Genomic DNA, 23,055 nt, shown 5'->3' with positions numbered 1-23,055 from the left:
CGACAACACCAAGCCCGCCTCAGTCACTACAAACGACGCGGACACAGCCCATAAAAACTGCCCAACCGTCACGGCAAACACCGTTGCAGTACTAGCTCACCCGTAGCAGGAAGTCCTCCACCGCCGACCGCACGTCCCGCCCGGTCCACTCCAGGCCCTCCCGGCCCACCGTCACCTCTGTGGCGGCGATGCCAGGCGGGCAGCCGTCCGTGAACCAGCGGCGGAACAGCGTCACTCCCGTCTCTTCCGACTGGCTCAGCGCCGCCGCGTTCAGCGCCTGGGCATCCCCCGCCAGCCAGACCTGGAACTGGTGGGTGTGCGGCTCCTCCGGATGGATGCGGAACCAGGGCGTGCCCGAGTCGCGGAAGCTCTCCGTCAGCGCCGCCGCGACCGTCTTCGCGTGCGCGACGTACGACGGCAGCTGCGGCAGTTCCCGTTCCAGGCCGAGCAGGGCCGACAGCGCCGCCGGGTACTGCTGGAAGACCAGGCCGCCGTACCGGTGGCGCCAGACGCGGGCCTCGGAGATCAGGTCCGACGGGCCCGCGAGTGCCGCGCCCGAGAGGCCGTCCAGGGACTTGTAGAAGGACACGTACACGCTGTCCGCGAGCGAGGCGATCTCGTCCAGCGCGCGGTCGAAGTGGGGCGCGCACTCCCACAGCCGCGCGCCGTCGAAGTGCACCACTGCATCCCTTTCGCGCGCCGCGTCCACCACCGCCGTCAGCTCGTCCCACGTCGGCAGCACAAAACCCGCGTCCCGCAGGGGCAGTTCCAGCATCAGGGCGCCGAAGGGCTCCTCGAAGTCCCGCACCTCGTCGGCCGTCGGCAGCCGCAGCTCGTGCGTCGGATGGACCGTGCGCAGCCCGCTCACCGCGCCGAACGCGCCGCCCTCGTGCAGCTCCGGATGGGCCATCGGGTGCAGCGCGACCACCGGACTGCCGGTGCGCCCGGCCCAGCAGCGCAGCGCCACCTGCTGAGCCATCGTCCCGGTCGGGAAGAAGAGCGCGTCCGGGAAGCCGAGCAGCTCGGCCACCCGCCGCTCCAGTGCCGCGACGACCCCGTTGCCGTACACATCGGTCCAGTCGTCCAGATCGTGGACCTTGCCCGCCTCCGCCGCCAGGGACGTCAGACGCTCGCCGATGCTGCGGTCCGCGGAGGCCCGCCACAGCACCCGGTCAGAGGCCCGCCACGCGGCGAGCCTACGTCCGCGCTGGTCCTGGGCGCTCTGTGCGTCGTCGTACGGGTTCGCCGACTCGTCCTGCGGGTCCGATCCGACGGACTCGGTCAGCACGCTCTCACCGCTCGTTTCAGCCATGGCTCGATCATCGCCCACAGCCTGTGGACAACCGATGGAGACGCTGCGGCCCTGGCGTAGCATGACGGGAAATCGTCCGGTACCCCCCGCGGACTGGAACGGAAGGCCCCGCCGCGTGAACCCCACAGCACCACAGGAACCGCTCGACCCGCGGGACCGCCCCGCCCGCCTGACCGTCGGCGTCGTCGGCGCCGGCCGTGTCGGCCCGGCACTCGCGGCGTCGCTGCAGCTCGCCGGGCACCGGCCGGTCGCCGTCTCGGGCGTCTCCGACGCGTCCGTGCGGCGGGCCGCCGCGCTGCTGCCCGACGTTCCGGTGGTGCCGCCCGCGGAGGTGCTCGCGCGCGCCGAGCTGGTGCTGCTGACCGTGCCGGACGACGCGCTGCCCGCGCTGGTCGAGGGACTCGTCGAGACCGGTGCCGTACGACCCGGGCAGCTGCTTGTGCACACTTCCGGGCGGTACGGGGCGAAGGTGCTGGACCCGGCGATGCGGGCCGGTGCGCTGCCGCTCGCGCTGCATCCGGCGATGACGTTCACCGGGACGAGCGTGGACGTCCAGCGGCTGGCGGGCTGTTCGTTCGGCGTGACCGCGCCCGAGGAGCTGCGGCTGGCCGCCGAGGCGCTGGTCATCGAAATGGGCGGCGAGCCGGAGTGGATCGAGGAGGAGTCCCGCCCGCTCTATCACGCGGCTCTCGCGCTCGGTGCGAACCACCTGGTCACGCTGGTCGCCCAGTCGATGGAGCTGCTGCGTACGGCAGGGGTCACCGCGCCCGACCGGATGCTCGGCCCGCTGCTCGGCGCGGCCCTCGACAACGCTCTGCGGTCCGGGGACGCGGCCCTCACCGGACCCGTCGCACGCGGCGACGCGGGCACGGTGGCGGCCCATGTCGCGGAGCTGCGCAAGCACGCGCCCGGCACGGTCGCGGGCTATCTGGCGATGGCCCGCACCACCGCCGACCGGGCGCTCGCGCACGGCATGCTCAAGCCGGAGCTCGCGGAGGATCTGCTGGGCGTACTGGCGGAGGACGACGCGCGATGAGCTTCGACGTCGTACAGACCGCGGACGAGCTGCACACCCTGCAAGAAGCCAAGGCCCCGCGGTCCACCCGGGCCGTCGTCATGACCATGGGCGCCCTCCACGACGGCCACGCCACCCTCATCCGCACCGCGCGCGAACACGTCGGTCCCGACGGCTTCGTGACCGTCACCGTCTTTGTGAACCCGCTGCAGTTCGGCGCCGGCGAGGACCTCGAGCGCTACCCCCGCACCCTTGACGCGGACGTCAAGACCGCCGAAGAGGCGGGCGCCGACGTCGTGTTCGCCCCGTCCCTCGACGAGGTCTACCCGGGCGGACGGCCGCAGGTCAGGATCTCCGCGGGCCCCATGGGCGAGCGCCTCGAAGGAGCCAGCCGCCCCGGCCACTTCGACGGCATGCTCACCGTCGTCGCCAAGCTCCTCCACCTCACCCGGCCCGACGTCGCGTTCTACGGGCAGAAGGACGCCCAGCAGCTCGCGCTGATCCGCCGGATGGTCCGCGATCTGAACTTCCAGGTCGAGATCGTCGGCGTACCGACCGTCCGCGAGGCCGACGGACTCGCGCTGTCCAGCCGCAACCGTTACCTCTCGGCGGCCGAGCGGACCACCGCCCTGGCTCTGTCCCGCGCCCTGTTCGCGGCCCGCGACCGCCTCGGCGCCCAGCAGGCGCTGCACGCCCGCGCCGCGGCCACGCCCGGCACGCACGCCCGAGCCGCCGCGCTCTCCGCCATAGGCGAGGCCCGTGCCGCGGCCGACGCGCACGCTGTGGCCCAGGCGGGACCCGGCGGAGCCGACGGCGTGCGGGCCGCGGCCCGCGTCGTCCTCGACGAGGCAGCCAGGATCGTGCCGCCGCTCGCCATCGACTATCTGGCTCTCGTGGACCCGGACACCTTTGCCGAGGTCTCCGACGACCACTCCGGCGACGCGATCCTCGCCGTCGCCGCCAAAGTCGGCACGACGCGCCTGATCGACAACATCCCCCTGAGGTTCGGAGTCCCCACGTGACCGGCATACGGCTGAACGCCCCCGCGCCCGGCTGGGCCATCGCCGCCGACGTCGTCGTGGTCGGCTCCGGCGTCGCCGGCCTCACCGCCGCACTGCGCTGCGCGGCCGCCGGGCTGAGCACGGTCGTGGTCACCAAGGCCCGTCTCGACGACGGCTCCACGCGCTGGGCGCAGGGCGGGATCGCCGCCGCGCTCGGCGACGGCGACACCCCGGAGCAGCACCTTCAGGACACGCTCGTCGCGGGCGCGGACGTCTGCGACGAGACAGCCGTACGGGTACTGGTGACCGAAGGACCCGACGCCGTACGCCGACTGATCGCCACCGGCGCGCAGTTCGACACCTCCGAGGCCGGCGAGATCGAGCTCACCCGCGAGGGCGGCCACCACCGCCGCCGTATCGCGCATGCCGGAGGCGACGCGACGGGCGCGGAGATCTCCCGGGCGCTGGTCGAGGCGGTCCGCGCGGCCGGACTGCGCACCATCGAGAACGCACTGGTCCTGGACCTGCTCACGGACGCCGAAGGCCGTACGGCCGGCGTCACGCTGCATGTGATGGGCGAGGGCCAGCACGACGGCGTCGGCGCCGTCCACGCACCGGCCGTCGTCCTCGCCACCGGCGGCATGGGCCAGGTCTTCTCCGCCACCACCAACCCCGCTGTCTCCACCGGGGACGGCGTCGCGCTGGCGCTGCGGGCCGGCGCGGAGGTCTCCGACCTCGAGTTCGTGCAGTTCCACCCGACCGTGCTGTTCCTCGGCGCGGATTCGGAGGGCCAGCAGCCGCTGGTCTCGGAGGCGGTACGGGGCGAGGGCGCGTTTCTCGTCGACGCGTCCGGCACCCGCTTCATGCTCGGACAGCACGAACTGGCCGAGCTCGCCCCGCGCGACATCGTCGCCAAGGGCATCATGCGCCGGATGCAGGAGCAGGGCGCGGCCCACATGTACCTGGACGCCCGCCACTTCGGCGCCGAGATGTGGGCCTCCCGCTTCCCGACCATCCTCGCCGCCTGCCGCGCGCACGGCATCGACCCGGTCACCGAGCCGATCCCGGTCGCGCCCGCCGCGCACTACGCGTCCGGCGGCGTCCGCACCGACCTGCGCGGCCGCACCACGGTCCCGGGCCTGTACGCCTGCGGCGAGGTCGCCTGCACCGGCGTCCACGGCGCGAACCGGCTGGCCTCCAACTCCCTCCTCGAAGGCCTGGTCTTCGCGGAGCGCATCGCCGCCGACATCGCCTCCCGCGCACCACTGCGGGCCGGTGCGCCGGCCGCTCCGGCGACCCCGTCCGTACTGCCGCTCATCGCTCCCGAGACGCGTGCCGACATCCAGCGGATCATGTCCCACGGCGCGGGCGTGCTCCGCTCGGCGGACAGCCTCAACGAGGCGGCCGCCGCGCTGGACACCGTCCACCGCAACGCCGTCGAGGACGGGAACGGGCCCACCGCCAAGACGGCCGAGCCCGGCGTCGAGTCCTGGGAGACCTCCAACCTGCTGTGCGTGGCCCGGGTCCTGACCGCGGCCGCGCTGCGCCGCGAGGAGACCCGCGGCTGCCACTGGCGCGAGGACCGGCCCGAGCGCGACGACGCCGAGTGGCGCCGCCACCTGGTCGTACGCCTCTCACCCGACCGCAGCCTCGTCGTCCGCCGCACCGACAGCACCGACTTCGCACCGACCGTCCCCGACGCCCCCATGGAGCCGTAACCGTGAGCACGCCCGAAGAACGTCCGCGACCGGTGGACGTACCGCTGATCCAGTACGGCGCCCCCGCCGAGACCGCCGACAGCGGCTGCGGCGACGCCTGCGGCTGCGGCGACGAAGCGTACGAGTGCGGTCTCGACCCCGCCCTCGCGCGGATGCTGGCCGACGCGGGCCTCGACCCCGTCCAGGTGGAGGACATCGCGCACCTCGCGATCAGCGAGGACCTCGACGGCGGCTCGGACGTGACGAGCATCGCGACCGTCCCTCAAGAGGCAATGGCCACCGGCGACTTCACCGCACGCGAGGCCGGCACGGTCGCGGGACTGCAGATCGCCGAGGCGGTGCTGTCCATCGTGTGCTCGGACGACTTCATGGTGGAGCGGCACGCCGAGGACGGCGACCGCGTCGAGGCGGGCCAGAAGCTCCTCTCCGTCACCGCCAACACCCGTGAGCTGCTGCTCGGCGAGCGCAGCGCGCTGAACATCCTGTGCCGTCTCTCCGGCATCGCCACCGCCACGCGCGCCTGGGCGGACGCGCTGGAGGGCACCAAGGCGAAGGTCCGCGACACCCGCAAGACGACACCGGGCCTGCGTGCTCTGGAGAAGTACGCGGTGCGCTGCGGCGGCGGCGTCAACCACCGCATGTCGCTGGCCGACGCGGCGCTGGTGAAGGACAACCACGTGGTCGCCGCGGGCGGCGTCGCGGCGGCCTTCAAGGCCGTACGGGACATGCTCGCGAAGCACCGCCAGGACATTCCGGTCGAGGTCGAGGTGGACACGCTGCACCAGGTGCGCGAGGTCCTCGACGCGGGCGCGGACCTGATCCTGCTCGACAACTTCACGCCGGCCGAGACCGCGGAGGCCGTCTCGATCGTGGCCGGCCGGGCCGCGCTCGAATCCTCCGGCCGCCTCACACTCGACAACGCCCGCGCCTACGCCGAGACCGGCGTCGACTACCTCGCGGTGGGCGCCCTGACGCACTCCTCCCCGATCCTCGACATCGGCCTCGACTTCCGTGAGGCTGACGTCTGATGCTGCTCACGATCGACGTCGGCAACACGCACACGGTGCTGGGGCTCTTCGACGGCGAGGAGATCGTCGAACACTGGCGCATCTCCACCGACGCCCGCCGCACCGCCGACGAACTGGCCGTCCTGCTACAGGGCTTGATGGGCATGCACCCGCTGCTCGGCGACGAACTGGGCGACGGCATCGAGGGCATCGCGATCTGCTCGACGGTCCCTTCCGTCCTGCACGAGCTGCGCGAGGTGACCCGCCGCTACTACGGCGACGTCCCGGCGGTCCTCGTCGAGCCCGGCATCAAGACCGGTGTGCCGATCCTGATGGACAACCCCAAGGAGGTCGGCGCGGACCGCATCATCAACGCGGTCGCGGCGGTCGATCTGTACGGGGGCCCGGCGATCGTCGTCGACTTCGGCACGGCGACGACGTTCGACGCGGTCAGCGCGCGCGGGGAGTACGCGGGCGGTGTGATCGCCCCCGGCATCGAGATCTCGGTCGAGGCACTCGGCGTCAAGGGCGCCCAGCTCCGCAAGATCGAACTGGCCCGCCCGCGGAGCGTGATCGGCAAGAACACGGTCGAGGCGATGCAGTCGGGCATCGTCTACGGCTTCGCGGGACAGGTCGACGGCGTCGTCCGCCGCATGAAGGTCGAGCTGGCCGACGACGCGGACGAGGTGACGGTGATCGCGACGGGCGGCCTGGCGCCGATGGTTCTGGGCGAGGCCTCGGAAATCGACGAACACGAGCCGTGGCTGACGCTGATCGGCCTGCGCCTGGTCTACGAACGCAACGTCTCCCGCATGTGACGGACCTCCCGGGCCCGGGGCCCTGTCCCCGGCGCCCCGGGGACACCCGGACCGCAGAAACTCACGGCGCGCCCGGGGTGGGTGAATAACCCGATTTTGTCCTCGTCGCACGTATCGTCGGGCCATGCCCACGCCATACGGATCCCGCGGCGGCATGGCCTTCAGCGCAGACGAGCTGCGTGTGCTCCGACGCGCTCTCGCCAGCGCCCTCCATCCCGTCCCGCTCGCCGACGAGGACGTCCAGGACTGTCTGCGGCTGGCCGATTCCGTGGACGAGGCGATGCGCGAGGCCGGTCGGCTGCGCGCCTTTCTCCTCGCCGACCTGGTCAGGTACCGCGAAGCGCTCCCCGGCTCCACAGCGGGCTATCTGGAGCTTCTCCAGGACGCCCTGGCCGCCGGCTACGACCCCCGTCCGGAGGATCTCGCCGCGCTGCGCACGCTGCGCGGCCATCCGGTCGGCGCCGCCGTGCTGCACCGCTGCCAGTCGCTCGCCGAGCAGTCGGTGCGCGCCCGGCTGGCCGGCCGCTCCGTACCGTTCCAGGCCCCCGCGGCGCGTACCCGCCTCCTCGCACTGCCCGGCGGCCGCGCCGCCGACGAGGAGAAGTCGAAGCCCCAGCGCAAGCCGGAGCCGAAGCCCGAGCCGGGGAACCCGCAGCCCAAGCCGTCCGAGCCCGCCGAGCGGCCGGTCCCCAAGCCGTCCGAGGTCTTCCCGCCCCGCCGCCGCCCCGTGCCCCCACCCGAACAGCGCGCCGCCGGCTAGCTACTCTGGGACCCATGGACTACGTATCCGCGCTGCTGCCTCCCGTGGTGATGGCCGTCTTCTTCACCGTGCTCGTCGTCACGATCGTCAAGAGCCAGGGCGGTCCGAACAAGGCGAAGGAGGACGCGTTCGTGGACGCCACGATCGCTCGCGCCGAGTCCACCCGCCAGGCCGTCCGGGACAGCTGACCGGATCCGGTCCCGGTTCCGGTCGGGCGCATCACGCAGATCAAGGACGTACGGCGTATTTCCAGCCGTACGTCCTTTTTCCTACGTCAATAACCAGCCATGCCGGGCATCTCCCACTATGGTGGCGATGTGCCCCGCCAATTGGGAGAGCTGGAAGACGCCGTCATGACGCGCGTCTGGCAATGGAACCGGCCGGTCACCGTCCGGGAAGTCCTGGAAGACCTTCAGCAGGAACGGTCCATCGCCTACACCACCGTGATGACCGTAATGGACAATCTCCATCAGAAGGGCTGGGTCCGCAGGGAAGTCGAGGGCCGCGCCTATCGATATACGGCGGTCTCCACCCGCGCCGCCTACTCGGCCGCACTGATGAACGAGGCATGGTCCAGGAGCGACAACCCCGCGGCCGCACTTGTCGCCTTCTTCGGCATGATGTCGCCCGAGCAGCGTGAGGCGCTGCAAGCCGCCGTGAGCATCGTTCAGGGCGACGTTCCGAGCGATGTTCCCGCCGACGTTCCGGCCGACGTTCAGCGTGAGGTTCAGGGCGAGGTTGAGGGCGACGAGGCCGCCGACGGCGAGACCGCTCAGGGGCGATAGCGTCGGCCCATGCCTTATGCCGCAGCAAATGCCGTCACCGTCCGACGGGCCAGGACCAGCGATGTGTCGGCGGTCCGCCGGCTCTTGGATCCGTACGTGAGTGAAGGCATCCTGCTCGACAAAGCCACGGTCACTCTTTACGAAGCCATCCAGGAGTTCTGGGTCGCGGAACGCGACGTGGACGCATCGGTCGTCGCCTGCGGTGCACTGCATGTCATGTGGGAAGACCTCGCGGAAGTCCGCACTCTCGCCGTCGATCCCGCCTTCAAGGGCACCGGGATCGGCCATCACCTACTGGACAAGCTGTTGCAGACGGCGCGCTGGCTGGGTGTGCGGCGGGTTTTCTGTCTCACCTTCGAAGTGGACTTCTTCAGCAAGCACGGCTTCGTCGAGATCGGTGAGACACCCGTCGACGGCGAGGTGTACACCGAACTGCTGCGTTCCTATGACGAGGGCGTCGCCGAGTTCCTCGGGCTCGAACGAGTGAAGCCGAACACCTTGGGCAACAGCCGGATGCTTCTGCACCTGTGATCACCACAAGAGCCGGAACCCTATGTCCGAATCGCTCACGTTTCCCGCGTTCTTGAGCTTCTGAACCTCTCCCAAGGGTTTGTGTTTTCCTGGGAAAAGCGGTTTCCTTTCCGCGTACTGCATTTTCGATGAAAGGAAATCCGGTGGCACAGAAGGTTCAGGTCCTTCTTGTCGACGACCTCGACGGTGGCGAGGCGGACGAGACCGTGACGTTCGCGCTGGACGGCAAGACCTACGAGATCGACCTCACCACCGCCAATGCCGACAAGCTGCGCGGGCTGCTGGAGCCGTATGCCAAGAGCGGCCGGCGTACCGGTGGCCGGGCCGCGTCCGGCCGTGGCAAGGGTCGCCCGGCGGCGAGCGGCAACAAGGACACCGCGGAAATCCGCGCGTGGGCGAAGGCGAACGGTTATGAGGTCAACGACCGCGGCCGTGTCCCGGCCACGGTCCGCGAGGCCTACGAGAAGGCCAACGGCTGACCTGCCGACGGCCGAGTATTCGCACGCGACGTATTCGTACGCAGCAAACGGGCTCGGTGGCACTGAGTCGCCACCGTGTCCAGAAGTCGCACGAGATCGGTGCTGATTCCCCCGCCGGTGCCAGCTTTGCTTCCGAAAGGGACCAGGGCCGGCAGCGTCGGCTCCACCTCGCGTCCCGGCACGGGGGGCCGCAGCCACACGGCGGCCCCCCGGGATCCGGACCATCCGGGGGGCGGCGGGGCGGTCATCAGCCCGCCCGTGCCGACGGCGGTCAGATCGAGAGCGATCCCGCCCCACTCCAGCCAGTCGAGCAGCCCCGGCAGCTCCTCCGCGCTTCCCGCGGCCACCAGCAGCCGCATTCTGCGTCCCGCCAGGGCCACGGGCCCGCTGAGGTCGATCCGGCGCAGCACCGCCGCACCCGCGTCCGCGGGCAGATCCAGTACGTCGAACCGCAGCCCGGTGCGCAGCCGGACCGGGGAGCCGTCCGCCGCCGCCCAGCCGAGCCGGGTCTCGTACCACTGCGCGACGCCGCCGTCGGAGGGCGTGCGGGGAAGCGGGACGGTGAGAGCCATGTCTCGGGAACTCCCGGGAAGGTCCCAGAGTTACGCAGAGTGGGGGGCCGATCGCGCAGGGTGTCCAGATTTGGGGCGTACGGGAGCATTCTTGAGCGCAAGGTTGTTCGCCCGTAGCTGAGGGAACCGGTGTCCGCCGCATGGAGTGTCAGTGCTTACGGGTAAGACATTCCTAGTGGGGAGGGGCGACACGCTCGCACGGCCGTCTCACGTTCGCCATCGGCGTAGTGGTGGTGAGGGTAACTGCCTGGCCTGCGGGAACATCGTCTCGCACCATCGGGTTGGAGCAGGTGTCGGCGTTCAGCGGTCAGGAGGCCACGGACGGGTGTCGGCAGTTGGAATGAGCGGTCCCCGCTTGCGGGACTAAGCTGCGGAAGGACAGGGAGGGGATCGTCCCCAATCTTTCTGACCGCTCTGAGGAGCGATTAACGATGTTCGAGAGGTTCACCGACCGCGCGCGGCGGGTTGTCGTCCTGGCTCAGGAAGAAGCCCGGATGCTCAACCACAACTACATCGGCACCGAGCACATCCTCCTGGGCCTTATCCACGAGGGTGAGGGTGTCGCCGCTAAGGCCCTGGAGAGCCTCGGGATTTCGCTCGAGGCGGTCCGCCAGCAGGTGGAGGAGATCATCGGTCAGGGCCAGCAGGCCCCGTCCGGGCACATCCCCTTCACCCCCCGTGCCAAGAAGGTCCTGGAGCTGTCGCTCCGCGAGGCCCTTCAGCTGGGCCACAACTACATCGGCACCGAGCACATCCTGCTCGGCCTGATCCGCGAGGGCGAGGGCGTCGCAGCCCAGGTCCTCGTGAAGCTGGGCGCCGATCTCAACCGGGTGCGGCAGCAGGTCATCCAGCTGCTCTCCGGATACCAGGGCAAGGAAGCCGCCACAGCAGGCGGCCCGGCCGAGGGCACGCCCTCGACCTCGCTCGTCCTGGACCAGTTCGGCCGGAATCTCACCCAGGCCGCTCGTGAGTCCAAGCTCGACCCGGTCATCGGGCGCGAGAAGGAGATCGAGCGGGTCATGCAGGTGCTGTCCCGCCGTACGAAGAACAACCCCGTGCTCATCGGCGAGCCCGGCGTCGGCAAGACGGCGGTCGTCGAGGGCCTGGCGCAGGCCATCGTCAAGGGCGAGGTGCCCGAGACCCTCAAGGACAAGCACCTCTACACCCTGGACCTCGGCGCGCTGGTCGCGGGCTCCCGCTACCGCGGTGACTTCGAGGAGCGCCTGAAGAAGGTGCTCAAGGAGATCCGCACCCGCGGCGACATCATCCTGTTCATCGACGAGCTCCACACCCTGGTGGGTGCGGGCGCCGCCGAAGGCGCGATCGACGCCGCGAGCATCCTGAAGCCGATGCTGGCGCGTGGCGAGCTGCAGACCATCGGCGCCACGACGCTCGACGAGTACCGCAAGCACCTGGAGAAGGACGCGGCCCTCGAGCGCCGCTTCCAGCCGATCCAGGTCGCGGAGCCGTCGCTGCCGCACACCATTGAGATCCTCAAGGGCCTGCGCGACCGTTACGAGGCCCACCACCGGGTCTCCATCACGGACGAGGCGCTGGTCCAGGCCGCGACCCTGGCCGACAGGTACATCTCGGACCGCTTCCTGCCGGACAAGGCGATCGACCTGATCGACGAGGCCGGTTCCCGGATGCGCATCCGCCGGATGACCGCGCCGCCGGACCTCCGCGAGTTCGACGAGAAGATCGCGGGCGTGCGCCGTGACAAGGAGTCGGCGATCGACTCCCAGGACTTCGAGAAGGCGGCCTCTCTCCGCGACAAGGAGAAGCAGCTGCTCGCCGCGAAGACCAAGCGCGAGAAGGAATGGAAGGCCGGCGACATGGACGTCGTCGCCGAGGTCGACGGCGAGCTCATCGCCGAAGTCCTCGCCACGGCGACCGGCATTCCCGTCTTCAAGCTGACCGAGGAGGAGTCCTCGCGTCTGCTGCGCATGGAGGACGAGCTCCACAAGCGCGTCATCGGTCAGAAGGACGCCATCAAGGCCCTTTCCCAGGCGATCCGGCGTACGCGCGCCGGCCTGAAGGACCCGAAGCGTCCCGGTGGCTCGTTCATCTTCGCCGGCCCGTCCGGCGTCGGTAAGACCGAGCTCTCCAAGACGCTCGCCGAATTCCTCTTCGGCGACGAGGACGCGCTGATCTCCCTCGACATGTCGGAGTTCAGCGAGAAGCACACGGTTTCCCGTCTCTTCGGTTCCCCGCCCGGATACGTGGGTTACGAAGAGGGCGGCCAGCTCACCGAGAAGGTGCGCCGGAAGCCGTTCTCCGTCGTCCTCTTCGACGAGGTCGAGAAGGCCCACCCCGATATCTTCAATTCCCTTCTGCAGATCCTGGAGGACGGTCGGCTGACCGACTCCCAGGGCCGCGTCGTGGACTTCAAGAACACGGTCATCATCATGACGACCAACCTCGGGACCCGGGACATCTCCAAGGGATTCAACCTGGGCTTCGCCGCGCAGGGCGACACCAAGTCGAACTACGAGCGGATGAAGACCAAGGTCAACGAAGAGCTGAAGCAGCACTTCCGGCCGGAGTTCCTGAACCGTGTCGACGACACGGTGGTCTTCCACCAGCTCACCGAGGACGACATCATCCAGATCGTCGACCTCATGATCGCCAAGGTGGACGAGCGCCTGAAGGACCGCGACATGGGCATCGAGCTCAGCTCGGACGCCAAGTCGCTGCTCGCGAAGAAGGGCTACGACCCGGTCATGGGCGCCCGGCCGCTGCGCCGGACGATCCAGCGCGAGATCGAGGACCTGCTGTCGGAGAAGATCCTCTTCGGCGAGCTGCGCCCCGGTCACATCGTGGTCGTGGACACCGAGGGCGAGGGTGAAGAGAAGAAGTTCACCTTCCGCGGCGAGGAGAAGACGGCGCTGCCGGACGTCCCGCCGATCGAGCAGGCGGCGGGTGGGGCTGGTCCCAACCTGTCGAAGGAGGCGTGAGGCTCGCGCGCTGAGCCGAATGCTTGAAGGGGCTGCCCCGGATCCGTACGGAGACGTACGGGCCGGGGCAGCCCCTTTTGCAGTGGTCGGCGCTAGCCGATGATCTGCCGCTTTGGCAGACCGCGGACGCTGATCTTGAGGCCTTCCACGGCGCGCAGAGGGGTCAGGTTCAGACGCCGCTCCTCCGTGTCGGGGTATGAGATCGAGAGCTTGCGCAACCTTGGCATCCGAGCCATGGCCTCCACATCGTCGACCGAGACCCGTACGGCGTCCAGGTGCACCTCCTCCAGGGAGTCGAGCTCCGTGAGGAAGGCGAGACTTCGCACGGCCGGACAGCGTTTGACCGCCACCTGCTGGAGCTGCGCGCCGCAGCAGTCCAGGAAGGTGAGGTCGGTGAGCGACGCGTTGTTCGCGATGCCGATCGTCGCTACGCGATGCCCGTCGAGGTGGGCCACCAAGTCGGCGGCGCCGAAGTCGCCGGTGATGTCGAGGTTGCGGGCGTGGCGCAGCAGGTGCAACTGAGCCAGCTGGTCCCGGTTGTTGATGAACAGCGGCACGTCCGCCAGGTCGACCCGGGTCAGAACCTCCCGCGCGTACACCTCGGCCGGATAGTTGGCCCAGTTGCGGGCCAGCGAGAACGCGATGCGACTGGGGCCGTCGGCCACGTCGGCGAAGCGGCGGGCGTAGGGGACCGCTTCGGCGCCACCGATCTCGTTGATCAGATCGACCACCCGCTTCACGTTCATGGCCGCCCGTTCGTCGGGGCCGGGCAGCAATGGCAGGAGATACGGACCCAAGCCCGCCAGCAGTTGCAGTTCGCTCGCGTCGCCGGGCGGGATGACGGACGCGATGCCCTTCCGTACCCGCTCGAGCGTGGTGGTGTCCAGCCAGGCCGCGTGCTGGGCGCAGAGGTTCGCCAGTACGTACAGGGCCGTGCGGCGCTCGCCGCGCATCTGTGAACCCGCAGCCATCAGACCGTTGACCAGCACCGGCAGTTCGCGACGTGAACAGTGGCCGGCCGCCAGCAGCAAGACGTCGTGCCACTGCTGGTCATGGGCGTGCTGCAGCATCTCCCTGATGTGGTCGCCCTCCACGAACTCCTTGGCCGCCAGGAAGTCCTGGAATGTGCGGTGGGCGAACTGGAACACGTCGTCGCTGCGTTCCTGGAGGAGACCGCTGCGGTTCAGCAGATGGTTCAGCACGTCCACTCCGGTGCCCTGCTCGCGCACCCGTTGCATCCCGGGCAGCGCGCGGTCCAGCTGGTGCAGGGCCTGTTCGCGGGTGAACTCGGACTGGCCGCCGCGGACAAGCCAGGCCGCGATGCGCTGCAGCAGCTGCTGATTCTCCTCAACGTTCATGGAGATGCCTTCGGGCGCATCGATCTTGCGGCGCTTGTCGCGGTTGCCGAGGAGCATCTGGAGCGCGGACTGGTACAGCGCCCATCTCGTCTCCGGCAGAAAGCCCTGCCGCAGCCGGTGCAGGGCGCAGATGACGGCGCAGAGCAGCGGCGTACGGGCGAGCTCACTGAGTGCGCGACTCTGGGCGAACTGCTGGTCCAGATCCCGCTCCAGGTCGACCAGGGCTTTCTCGTCGTCGCCGTCGAGACGGGCCGCCCGGTGCCAGGCGGCGATGAACGCATGGATGTCCGCGCCCGACAGAGGCAGCAGGCTGAGCTCTTCGAACTGCTCCGACGACAGCCAGTCCGGTTCGACTGCGAGAGGACGCGAGGTCACCACGCAGCGGGTGTCCGGGAAGCGCGCGAGCAGCGCGGACAGCCACTCGTTGGCCTCCTCCCGGTCGCTCTTCGGTACTTCGTCGAGGCCGTCCACGAGCAGCAGCGCACGCCCGGCCTTGAAGACCCGGGCCGCCCAGCCCTCGGGCGGTTCCTCGCACATGAGCCGGGCGACGGAGTGGAGTTGGGCGAGCGCGGGGAAGGCGCCCCCGCCTGCCCGCAGAGTGCGCATCGGGACCACGAACGGAATCAGGCCGTTCAGCTGGTCGAGCCGGGCGGTGAGCGTCCCGGCCGAGGCGTGCGCGGCCAGCCACCACACGAGCGTCGTCTTGCCGGCGCCCGCCTCGCCGCGCAGCAGAACCCGGGGACGGTCGGCGAGTAGATCGTCTATTCGTTTGGGTGCGAGGCTTCCGCCCGTGCCCCCTTCGAACAGGCTGGCTCCCTCGCTCGGGCTCTCGCCCTCGCGCGGCTGCGCCTCCAGGCTCACGTACGCCGTGTCGAGCTCCCACTCCGAGTCTCGTTTGCCCAGCTCGTCGAGGCCGAAGATACGTGTCTTGCGGTAGGCCGTGCCGACGGCCTCCGCGTACTCCTTCTCGTAGCGCAGGTCGTTGACGGCCGAACTCATGAGTTCGCTCAGCTGCGGCGGCGGGTGGCCCGTCGATGTGCCGTACGCGTCGAGGAATCCCTGGTCCATGGCGAGCGTCTGCAGAGGGAGGCACTCGACCCTGCGGTGGCCCCGGCCCCGCGGGACCTCTTGGACGATGCCGAGGAGACCGTCGTCCGCGAAGACCGGCGCGCCGGAGAGGCCGGCGAGCGGTGACGGCCCCTCTTCGGGCTCGGTGGCAGGCGGGCGGTCGAACTCGAACACCATCGTGCCGCGGATGAGTCCGGCCATCGGCAGCAGCGTCCCGGTGTACTGGTCGACGTCCAGCTGCCGGCCGCCGTCGTACCGCTGGACACGTGGGAAGCCGATGATCTCGCAGCCGGGCAGCGGCCGGTCGGTGGCCACGGTGCTCATCCGCGGCAGCCGGGTGCGGGCTTCCGCTGCCGGCTCGAAGTGCAGTAACGCCGCGTCGAGCCGCTCGTCGCTCCACAACACCCGGGAGGTCAGCCGGCTCGAACCGCCGGGAAGGGCCACTCGGGCCGCTTCCGCGTAACCAACGACATGCGCGCAGGTGAGCACCGTGCCGGGGCCGATCAGCACACCGCTGCCCTGTTGCTCGGCGAGAACCGCGACGACGCTCCGGGAGGGCGTGAAGGCCATCACTCACCCGGTCCGGCGCCGAAGCCGTCCGTGCTGCCGAGGTCCTCGTTGCCGACCTTCCACGGCCCGCCGGTGGCCGCGTTCGTCGGCTTGAGCGTGAAGGCGACCTTGTGGGTCTGTCCGGTGGTGCGGGTGCCGTCGGCGCCCGCCTCCACGACCCACGCCTTCACCTTCGCGCCCGCCTTGACCTCCTTGCGGAGTTCGATCGTGAACTCCATCTGGATGTCGCCGACTTCGAAGACGACGGGCCGGCCGGCCGACCGGGTCGCCGCTTCGATCAACTGGTCGCGTACCGACTGGATGGCGTCGGCGAGCTCGATGTCCGTCATGGCCCGGACTGTACGGAGGGTGCAGTCCGGGCCGCCCGCCGTTCAGCAGAACTTGGGCTTCTGCCAGGAGCATTCAAGGTCGGACGGAAGCTCGCGGGAGCGCGCAGCCGTCGGCTGGGCCGCCGCAATCGTGCCGCCCGCGGTGTCCGACTTCGCGAGCGTCACCACAATCGCGTCCTCGATGCTCTTCACCGAGGAGGCGAGGTAGTTGTTGAGCACGACGCTGAAGACCAGTTCCCGGCCGCCGGCATCCGTGACATAGCCGGAGAGCGCCGAAGCGCCGGTCAACGAGCCTGTCTTGGCACGGGCGTTGAGAGCCGCCGGAGTGCCGCACATACGCGTACGGAGCGTGCCGCCGATCGCGCGGTCGGAGTTGCAGGCGACCGGGAGGGACGTGTTCCAGTCCGCGTACCAGGGCGCGTCCCGGACCGCCAGCAGCAGGGTCGCGAGTTGCTCGGCCGGGAAGAGGTTCATACGGGACAGGCCCGAGCCGTCGACCTGGCGGAGTGTGGAGGTGGTGACGCCTTCCTTCTTCAGATAGCCGTCGACGGCCGCGAGCCCCGCCGACCAGGTGCCCTGGCCCGACGCCTCGTCGCCCATCGTCTTGGTGAGCGTCTCGGCGTGCATGTTGTTGGACAGCTTCATGAACGGCAGCATCAACTCCCGCAGCGGCATGGAGTTGTGAGTCGCGAGCTGCTTCGCGTCGGGCGGGGTGGGGCGGCCGAGGCGTGGGGTGCCGGTGAGGCTGATGCCGTGCGCCGCGAGCGCGTCGGAGAAGACCGCGGCGGCGTAGCCGGTGGGCTCCCAGACGGCGACCCACTCCTTGGTGGCGCTTGCGCCGACCGGGATGTTGCCGCTGATGGTGATCGTGTTCGTGCCGTGCTGCCGTTCGACGGCGAGTGTGTCGGGCTGTCCGGCCGGGACGGTGGTGCCGCGGATGTCGAGACGTACGTAGTCCGTCCGGGGCGTCACCGTCACCTTCGGCCGGTCGCCGGGCTTCGCGCCCGGCAGCGCCTCGACGATGACCGTGCCCGAGTCGTAGTCCGTGTCCGGCGCGACCGTGAGCGGCGAGATCTGCGCGGAGTAGTACGAGGACTCGTCGTCGGCGGCCCACGAACGGCCGAGGCGCTGCGTGTCGAAGCGCGTGTCGTCCGCGACGAGGCGGCCGGTGACGCGCTTGATCCCGGTCGCCGCGAGATCGGCGGCGAGCTTGTCGTAGTCCTTGGCGAGCGTCGTCGGGTCGCCGCCGCCGCGCAGATACAGATCGCCGTGGAGCGTCGAGCCGTAGCGGCGGCCCGGGGAGAGGACGTCGGTGCGGTAGCGGTAGTCCGGGCCGAGCAGTGCCATTGCGGCTACGGAGGTGGCGAGTTTGGTGTTGGAGGCGGGCATCACACGCTCAGCGCCGTCGCGCTGATAGAGCCGCTCACCGGTGACGGCGTCGGCGACGACCACGCTCGCCGCTCCGCCGTCCATCCGGGCGTCGGCGAGGATCTTGTCGATGGCGCCCTTGAGCCCGTCGTCGGAGGGTCCGGCTCCGGCGGGCGCGCTCCAGCTGAGCGTGGAGATGAGTAAGCAGGCGAGCCCGATGACGACGGGCCGGATCCTGGCATGGCGCTTCGCGGGTCTACTCGGTTCACTCATGGGACAGGAGCATTCCGGAGAGGCGGGCGCGCGGGAAGAAGGCACGCGTCAGGAGCCCATGTGCAGCCTGCCGTCGAGCAACTCCTCACCGGCGAGCCTCAGCTCGACGGACGGGTGGTGCCTGACCCTGACGTCCAGGTCCGGCAGATTGCTCAGTGGCGTCATGTCGATCTCGTACTCCCGGACCCTTCCGAGGTTCAGCTCCAGCCGGCGCAGGGACGGGAAGACCCGTGCGAGCGCGGCGGTGTTGAGGTACCGGTCGACGTCCCGCAGCGTCAGCTCTGTGATCCGGGGAGCGGCGGCAGTCGCCTCGATGTCGAAAATGCCTATCTGCTCGATCGACAGCCGGCTCAGCCGGGGCATGGGCCTGATCGAGTCGACCAGCGAGGAGATGCGCTCGCCGGTGGTGACGATCAGATGCTCGATCACGTTCCAGCGCGCGAGGTCCGCGTACGGGATGAGGGTCGGACCGAACAGCCGGAGCGTCTGGACCTCCGGATACGGACCGGGCAGTGACAGTCGGTCGGTGTCCAGGGTGAGTTGCCTGAAGGAGCAGTCGGACAGCTCCTCCAGTGTGGACACCGCCGGGGAGTCGTGCAGGGCGAACCAGTCGATCGAGGGACGGTGCCGTACGAAGGACAGGTCCGTCACCGCCGCGTTGAGAATGACGGACAGGTGCTTGATGCCGGTACGGGGCAGATGGGCGTCGAGATCGGCGGTCGAGTGGTCGCCCTCCACGATGATCGAGGAGGCGGGCCCGCAGAGGTGCAGATGGCGGAGCTGGTCCGCGGTGGTGATTCTCAGCATGAAGTCGTCCAGGCGCACGCCGGACAGCACCTCTCGGGCGTACTTCTCGGCTGGGAAGGTGGTCCAGGCGTCCACGAGGGCGGACCGTACGGCGGCGCTGCTGTGCCCGGTGAACTCCTGCAGCCGGTCCATTCCCGCGACGTCGCCGACCATCGCGATGGTCTCCACGATCGCCGCGTCCACATGCGGCGATCCCTTCGACGGTCCGGGCAGCAGCGGCAGCACGTATGTGCCCAGGGAGGCGAGTTCCTGCACATGCCTGGGCCGCTCGAGGGGCGGCATGAGCGCCTTGACCCGGCGTTCGGAGTCCGCCCGGATCCGGTCGTCCAGAAAGACCGCGGACCCGGCGCAGTACCCGGCCAGAAGGTGCAGTGCCCGCCGGGTCTCGGGGCCTGGTGCCGTATCGCCCAGCTTGCCCAGCCCGTCGATCAGCCCGCTCACCCTGCCCCGGTCGAAATGCCCCACCGACAAGCGGATGACGTCCTGCCACTGCTCGTCCGCCGCTCGCTGGAGCAGCTCGCTCACGCTGTCCGTATCCGCGAACTCCTTGGCGGCCAAGTAGTCCTGGAAGGTCCGGTGGATGAACTGGATGACTCCTTGGCTGCGTTCCTGAAGCAAACCGCTGCGGTTGAGGAGATGCGTCAGGATCTGCTTGGGCGTGCCCTGCTTGCCGACCTGTGGCATGCCCTTCGTGGCCTTCTCGATCTGGGTGATGGCCTGCCCGTGGCTGAGCTGTGTCTGGCCGCCGCGTACGAGCCATACGGCGATGTGCTGGACCAGCAGTTTGTGCTCGTCGACGCCGAGGGACAGGCCCTCGGGCCGGTCGATGCCGCGCAGCTTGTCCCGCTTGCCGAGCAGCATGTCGAGGGTCGCTCGGTACAACTCCCAGCGGGTGTGCGGCAGTTCGCCCTCCCGCTTGCGGTGCAGCGCGCAGATGACGGCGCACAGCAGCGGCGTACGGGCCAGGTCGCGCAGCACACGGTTGCGTGCGAACTCCCGGGTCAGGGCCTGTTCCAGGTCCTCCAGATGCCGTTCTTCGGCCGCGGCCCGCGCGCTGTCGGCCAGCCCGGCGTACTCCAGGCGGGCCGCCCTGTGCCAGGCGGCGACGAAGGAGCCGATGTCCTGGTCGCTCATCGGCAGCAGCAGGACATCGGCGAAGCCCTCTGACGTGAGCCAGCGCGACTCGACGGCTCCGGGCCGTACCGTCGCGAGGCAGCGGCTGTTGCTGTGGTGCTTGATGAGGTTGGTGAGCCAGGCGCGGGCCTTGTGACGGTCGGCCTGGGGGAGTTCGTCGAGGCCGTCGACGAGGATGAAGGCCCGGCCCGACTCCAGTACGCGCTCCGCCCAGCCGTCCGGGGCATGGCCGACGGGCAGCCCGGCGACACGGGCCAGGTCGTCGGGGCCCGGGAAGCCGTGGCCCTGCGCGTACAGGCTGCGCATGGGGATGACGAACGGAACCAGACCGTTGAGCTCGTCGAGTTCCGCGGGCAGGGTCCCGCAGGCGGCATGGGAGGCGAGCCACCACACCAGGGTCGTCTTGCCCGCGCCGGCCTCGCCGCGCAGCAGCGTGTGGCGCCTGCCCTTGAGTAGATCCTCCACGCGCTGCGGACGGGATTCGGCCTGGGCGTCGAAGTGCTGCGGGAAACCGGGGCCGTAGTCGAGGTCGGTCGCTTCGAGGCTCAGATACGCGGTGTCCAGGTCCCAGCTCGCCTCGCTGATGCCCAGGTCGTCGATGCCGAAGATCTCCGTCTTGCGGTACTGCGCCTTGAGCGCGTTCGCGTACCGCTCCTCGAAGGCGGCGTCCTGCGGGTGGAAGCCGGAGAGGTTCTCCAGCGCCGGCAGATCGAGGATCGTCCTGTTCGGGTCGGCCTCGATGTCGGTGAAGCGCCTCCGCAGCGGTAACTGGATCGCCTCCACGGGCACCGCTTCGAGGTGCTGGTGCCCGTCCGTCGCCGCCACGTCGGACACGATCCCCAGCAGCACCGACCCCGCGAAGACCGGCGAACCGCTCAGCCCGGCGAGCGGTGAGCCGCCGTTCGGGCGTACGGCTCCGGGGGACTGGTCCAGCCAGAACGTGAGCGCGCCGTGCATCCGGCCCGCGACGGGCAGGACGCTGCCCAGGTACTGGCCGAAGTCCAGCTGGTCCGCGTCGTACCGCTGATGGGCCGAGAAGCCCAAGGTCTGGCAGCCGGGCAGTGGATCGTCCCTGGTCAGGCGGGCCCAGCGGAGTCTGCCGAGCTCGGACGGCGGGAGTACGTCATGGTCGGCGCGCAGCAGGGCGGCGTCGGTCACCTTCGGGTCGCCGATCCACAGCGTCTCGCAGGGGACAAGGCCCCGGGAGGCGGGATGGGCCACCGTGACGCGCTTCTTGCCGACCACATGTGCGCAGGTCAGAAGGTATCTGGAGCTGAGCAGCACCCCCGTGCCCTGCTGGTCGCCGAAGACCACGACCACCCGCTTCGAGGCACTGCTCTTCATGTCCCCACCCCCGTGGTCCGTGCTCCAAACCGAGCTCGAGATTAGCGGCGCGGGCGGACGGTACACCGGCGAATCCGTGACAAGGCACACAGGCCCATCAGGGCCTACTAGCCGGAGTAGTGGAGAGTTTCGGCCCTGACGGGGACTTTCGGTCCGCTTGCGGGGAGGACCTTCGGCCCGTCGGGCCGGGACGGTGGGGGACCCCGCACTTGTCGGGCACTCACTTGGCTCGTACGTCCCTGGTACGCGGGCGGTACGTGTGCTTAAACCTCAATGAAAAGGGATATTTCGACCAGTCTTCAGAAGGCTTCCGCGGCGTGTCCGGAAGGCGTCAATGGTCCAGATCACGCCGCGACAGCTACGACGCAATGTCGTAGATGGGCGGTTTGGGCCTTGCTGGGGGGTTCGGTTACCAAGGTATCGCCAGCCCGGCGCAGAGCCGGGTCCCTTTATGCCTCGGAGGCTTGCCCCGTATGTCTCGCGAAACGAACCGCCGCACCCGCCCGTCCGTTCTCCGTATCCGCACCGCCGTCGTGGCCGCCGGTCTGGGAGCGTCGATGGTGCTCGGAGCCGGGGCCGCGTTCGCAGCCGGGACCGCTGCGACCGGCACCACGACCGCTGCCTCCACCACTGCGGGCGCCGTCGCCGCTCAGGCCCAGGCGCAGGCCAAGGCCGCTGCCGCCGCCAAGGCCGCGACCGTGGCCAAGCAGGCCGCCGCCAAGCAGGCCGCCGCCAAGCAGGCTGCCGCCAAGAAGGCCGCCGCGAAGAAGGCCGTCGCCAAGAAGGCCGCGCCGAAGAAGGCTGCGGCCTGGGTGAAGCCGGTCAGCAAGTACACGCTGTCCGCCAGCTACAACCAGGGTGGCGCCATGTGGTCGCACAAGCACTCCGGCCAGGACTTCGCCGTCCCCACCGGCACCCCGGTCAAGGCCGCCGGCTCCGGCACCGTCGTGAAGGCCGGCCCGAACGGCGGCGGCGACGGTCCCGCGTACGGCAACGCCATCGTGGTCAAGCACTCCAACGGCAAGTACTCGCAGTACGCGCACCTGTCGAAGATCAACGTCAACGTCGGCTCGAAGGTCTCCGCCGGCCAGGTCATCGCCAAGTCCGGCAACACCGGCAACTCGTCCGGCCCGCACCTGCACTTCGAGATCCGTACGACCCCGAGCTACGGCTCCGCGCTGAACCCGATGGCGTTCCTGCGCACCGTCGGCGTCACCATCTGACGCAGCCCCTGACGTACCCCTCGCTCCGTGACCGCCGTCACGGAGCGACGTGGTGGGCCTGGCTCACCAGATCGATCGCGACCTCGAGGACGGCCTGCCGCTTGTCCTCGGGGTTGGCCTCGATGTCCTTGAGTACGAACATTCCGGCGTGCATCGTGAAGAGCGCGCTGATGCACCGGACCTGGTCGACCAGCGGGGCCTCCGGTTCCTTGATCAGGTCGAGCATCGCCAGCATGCGGTCCTTGAAGGTCTCGCCGATGCTCAGATCGCGCATCGTCGCCTGGTTCTCCTGCATGAAGCGGAAGAGCGGCGCCGCGTCGGTGAGTGCGGTGCTGTAGCGGCGCAGGATCTCCTGCTTGGTCTCCAGGGTGTGCGGCTGTGTGCGCGCCCATTCGATCAGCTCGTCCATCGGACGCGTCAGGTCCTGGAAGAGGCTGATCAGGATGTCTTCCTTGGTCTTGAAGTGGTAGTAGAGCGCGGCTTTGGTGACGTCCAGTCGCTCCGCGATCTCCCGCAGCGATGTCTTCTCGTACCCCTGCTCGGCGAAGAGTTCGAGGGCCACGTCCTGAATGAGCTGGCGCGTATTGCCTCTGGCCATGGTCTTCTCCCGAGAACTCGTACTTACT

At 69.6% G+C, this 23,055-nt stretch carries 19 protein-coding genes; 12 read left to right on the top strand and 7 right to left on the bottom strand.

Annotation, left to right across the window (positions count from 1 at the left end; translation table 11 throughout):
* Positions 1-91: 91 nt before the first annotated feature.
* Positions 92-1,312 carry a threonine aldolase family protein gene (locus tag ACH4YL_RS37785; RefSeq protein WP_398512059.1) on the bottom strand — a complete coding sequence of 407 codons (1,221 nt, stop codon included), beginning with the start codon at positions 1,310-1,312 and terminating at the stop codon, positions 92-94.
* 115 nt (positions 1,313-1,427) lie between these two features.
* Here ACH4YL_RS37785 and ACH4YL_RS37780 point away from each other — a divergent pair, with 115 nt between their 5' ends.
* From ACH4YL_RS37780 to ACH4YL_RS37735, 10 genes are all read left to right on the top strand, one after another.
* Positions 1,428-2,348, top strand: a complete 921-nt coding sequence (locus tag ACH4YL_RS37780; RefSeq protein WP_398512058.1) for a Rossmann-like and DUF2520 domain-containing protein — start codon at positions 1,428-1,430, stop codon at positions 2,346-2,348.
* Positions 2,345-3,349: a pantoate--beta-alanine ligase gene (gene panC / locus ACH4YL_RS37775; RefSeq protein WP_398512057.1), complete on the top strand. Its 1,005-nt coding sequence runs from the start codon at positions 2,345-2,347 to the stop codon at positions 3,347-3,349. Before ACH4YL_RS37780 ends, panC begins: the two co-directional genes overlap by 4 nt.
* Positions 3,346-5,046, top strand: coding sequence for an L-aspartate oxidase (locus ACH4YL_RS37770; protein WP_398512056.1), 1,701 nt, complete (start codon positions 3,346-3,348; stop codon positions 5,044-5,046). The genes panC and ACH4YL_RS37770 overlap by 4 nt, the downstream gene beginning before the upstream one ends.
* Positions 5,047-5,048: 2 nt before the next feature.
* On the top strand, positions 5,049-6,074 hold the full coding sequence (gene nadC, locus ACH4YL_RS37765) for a carboxylating nicotinate-nucleotide diphosphorylase (protein WP_398512055.1): 1,026 nt from the start codon (positions 5,049-5,051) through the stop codon (positions 6,072-6,074).
* On the top strand, positions 6,074-6,871 hold the full coding sequence (locus tag ACH4YL_RS37760) for a type III pantothenate kinase (RefSeq protein WP_398512054.1): 798 nt from the start codon (positions 6,074-6,076) through the stop codon (positions 6,869-6,871). The genes nadC and ACH4YL_RS37760 overlap by 1 nt, the downstream gene beginning before the upstream one ends.
* Before the next feature lie 154 nt (positions 6,872-7,025).
* Complete coding sequence (locus ACH4YL_RS37755) at positions 7,026-7,631, top strand: hypothetical protein (RefSeq protein WP_398512063.1); 606 nt, start codon at positions 7,026-7,028, stop codon at positions 7,629-7,631.
* 14 nt (positions 7,632-7,645) lie between these two features.
* Positions 7,646-7,819, top strand: a complete 174-nt coding sequence (locus tag ACH4YL_RS37750) for a hypothetical protein (protein WP_398512053.1) — start codon at positions 7,646-7,648, stop codon at positions 7,817-7,819.
* 129 nt (positions 7,820-7,948) lie between these two features.
* Positions 7,949-8,416, top strand: coding sequence for a BlaI/MecI/CopY family transcriptional regulator (locus tag ACH4YL_RS37745; protein WP_398512062.1), 468 nt, complete (start codon positions 7,949-7,951; stop codon positions 8,414-8,416).
* Between the two features lie 9 nt (positions 8,417-8,425).
* On the top strand, positions 8,426-8,947 hold the full coding sequence (locus tag ACH4YL_RS37740; RefSeq protein ID WP_398512052.1) for an amino-acid N-acetyltransferase: 522 nt from the start codon (positions 8,426-8,428) through the stop codon (positions 8,945-8,947).
* Positions 8,948-9,090: 143 nt separating this feature from the next.
* Complete coding sequence (locus ACH4YL_RS37735; RefSeq protein ID WP_398512051.1) at positions 9,091-9,426, top strand: Lsr2 family protein; 336 nt, start codon at positions 9,091-9,093, stop codon at positions 9,424-9,426.
* Here ACH4YL_RS37735 and ACH4YL_RS37730 read toward each other — a convergent pair.
* Positions 9,405-9,998: an SCO3374 family protein gene (locus ACH4YL_RS37730; RefSeq protein WP_398512050.1), complete on the bottom strand. Its 594-nt coding sequence runs from the start codon at positions 9,996-9,998 to the stop codon at positions 9,405-9,407. The two genes, ACH4YL_RS37735 and ACH4YL_RS37730, sit on opposite strands and share 22 nt — an antisense overlap.
* A 431-nt stretch (positions 9,999-10,429) precedes the next feature.
* Here ACH4YL_RS37730 and ACH4YL_RS37725 point away from each other — a divergent pair, with 431 nt between their 5' ends.
* Positions 10,430-12,955, top strand: a complete 2,526-nt coding sequence (locus ACH4YL_RS37725; protein WP_398512049.1) for an ATP-dependent Clp protease ATP-binding subunit — start codon at positions 10,430-10,432, stop codon at positions 12,953-12,955.
* A 92-nt stretch (positions 12,956-13,047) separates the two neighbouring features.
* On the opposite strand, the gene ACH4YL_RS37720 is transcribed toward ACH4YL_RS37725, so the two are convergent.
* From ACH4YL_RS37720 to ACH4YL_RS37705, 4 genes are read right to left on the bottom strand one after another with little or no spacing between them, the layout of a single operon-like run.
* Positions 13,048-15,951, bottom strand: a complete 2,904-nt coding sequence (locus ACH4YL_RS37720; RefSeq protein ID WP_398512048.1) for an NACHT domain-containing protein — start codon at positions 15,949-15,951, stop codon at positions 13,048-13,050.
* The gene (locus ACH4YL_RS37715; RefSeq protein WP_398512047.1) at positions 15,951-16,280 is read right to left on the bottom strand and encodes a trypco2 family protein; all 330 of its coding nucleotides are present in this window, start codon (positions 16,278-16,280) and stop codon (positions 15,951-15,953) included. The genes ACH4YL_RS37720 and ACH4YL_RS37715 overlap by 1 nt, the downstream gene beginning before the upstream one ends.
* 42 nt (positions 16,281-16,322) lie before the next feature.
* Positions 16,323-17,921: a D-alanyl-D-alanine carboxypeptidase/D-alanyl-D-alanine-endopeptidase gene (gene dacB, locus ACH4YL_RS37710; protein ID WP_398512046.1), complete on the bottom strand. Its 1,599-nt coding sequence runs from the start codon at positions 17,919-17,921 to the stop codon at positions 16,323-16,325.
* A 48-nt stretch (positions 17,922-17,969) separates the two neighbouring features.
* The gene (locus tag ACH4YL_RS37705) at positions 17,970-21,206 is read right to left on the bottom strand and encodes an NACHT domain-containing protein (protein ID WP_398512045.1); all 3,237 of its coding nucleotides are present in this window, start codon (positions 21,204-21,206) and stop codon (positions 17,970-17,972) included.
* 473 nt (positions 21,207-21,679) lie between these two features.
* Between ACH4YL_RS37705 and ACH4YL_RS37700 the strand changes: the two genes are divergently transcribed.
* Positions 21,680-22,429, top strand: a complete 750-nt coding sequence (locus ACH4YL_RS37700) for a M23 family metallopeptidase (RefSeq protein ID WP_398512044.1) — start codon at positions 21,680-21,682, stop codon at positions 22,427-22,429.
* 37 nt (positions 22,430-22,466) lie between these two features.
* Here ACH4YL_RS37700 and ACH4YL_RS37695 read toward each other — a convergent pair whose 3' ends face one another.
* Positions 22,467-23,027: a TetR/AcrR family transcriptional regulator gene (locus tag ACH4YL_RS37695; RefSeq protein WP_398512043.1), complete on the bottom strand. Its 561-nt coding sequence runs from the start codon at positions 23,025-23,027 to the stop codon at positions 22,467-22,469.
* Positions 23,028-23,055: the final 28 nt, after the last annotated feature.

It is taken from the genome of Streptomyces sp. NPDC020681 (genome assembly GCF_044334895.1).
Taxonomy (GTDB): domain Bacteria; phylum Actinomycetota; class Actinomycetes; order Streptomycetales; family Streptomycetaceae; genus Streptomyces.
The sequence above is the reverse complement of the archived record's forward strand: the minus strand, read 5'-3'. Positions and strand labels throughout refer to the sequence as shown.

Bases quoted from the DNA above. Each gene is read 5' to 3' on its own strand.
- ACH4YL_RS37785 (WP_398512059.1), bottom strand. From the start codon at position 1,312: ATGGCTGAAACGAGCGGTGAGAGCGTGCTGACCGAGTCCGTCGGATCG.
- panC (WP_398512057.1), top strand. From the start codon at position 2,345: ATGAGCTTCGACGTCGTACAGACCGCGGACGAGCTGCACACCCTGCAA.
- ACH4YL_RS37760 (WP_398512054.1), top strand. From the start codon at position 6,074: ATGCTGCTCACGATCGACGTCGGCAACACGCACACGGTGCTGGGGCTC.
- ACH4YL_RS37755 (WP_398512063.1), top strand. From the start codon at position 7,026: ATGGCCTTCAGCGCAGACGAGCTGCGTGTGCTCCGACGCGCTCTCGCC.
- ACH4YL_RS37750 (WP_398512053.1), top strand. From the start codon at position 7,646: ATGGACTACGTATCCGCGCTGCTGCCTCCCGTGGTGATGGCCGTCTTC.
- ACH4YL_RS37740 (WP_398512052.1), top strand. From the start codon at position 8,426: ATGCCTTATGCCGCAGCAAATGCCGTCACCGTCCGACGGGCCAGGACC.
- ACH4YL_RS37730 (WP_398512050.1), bottom strand. From the start codon at position 9,998: ATGGCTCTCACCGTCCCGCTTCCCCGCACGCCCTCCGACGGCGGCGTC.
- ACH4YL_RS37725 (WP_398512049.1), top strand. From the start codon at position 10,430: ATGTTCGAGAGGTTCACCGACCGCGCGCGGCGGGTTGTCGTCCTGGCT.
- ACH4YL_RS37720 (WP_398512048.1), bottom strand. From the start codon at position 15,951: ATGGCCTTCACGCCCTCCCGGAGCGTCGTCGCGGTTCTCGCCGAGCAA.
- ACH4YL_RS37715 (WP_398512047.1), bottom strand. From the start codon at position 16,280: ATGACGGACATCGAGCTCGCCGACGCCATCCAGTCGGTACGCGACCAG.
- dacB (WP_398512046.1), bottom strand. From the start codon at position 17,921: ATGAGTGAACCGAGTAGACCCGCGAAGCGCCATGCCAGGATCCGGCCC.
- ACH4YL_RS37705 (WP_398512045.1), bottom strand. From the start codon at position 21,206: ATGAAGAGCAGTGCCTCGAAGCGGGTGGTCGTGGTCTTCGGCGACCAG.
- ACH4YL_RS37700 (WP_398512044.1), top strand. From the start codon at position 21,680: ATGTCTCGCGAAACGAACCGCCGCACCCGCCCGTCCGTTCTCCGTATC.
- ACH4YL_RS37695 (WP_398512043.1), bottom strand. From the start codon at position 23,027: ATGGCCAGAGGCAATACGCGCCAGCTCATTCAGGACGTGGCCCTCGAA.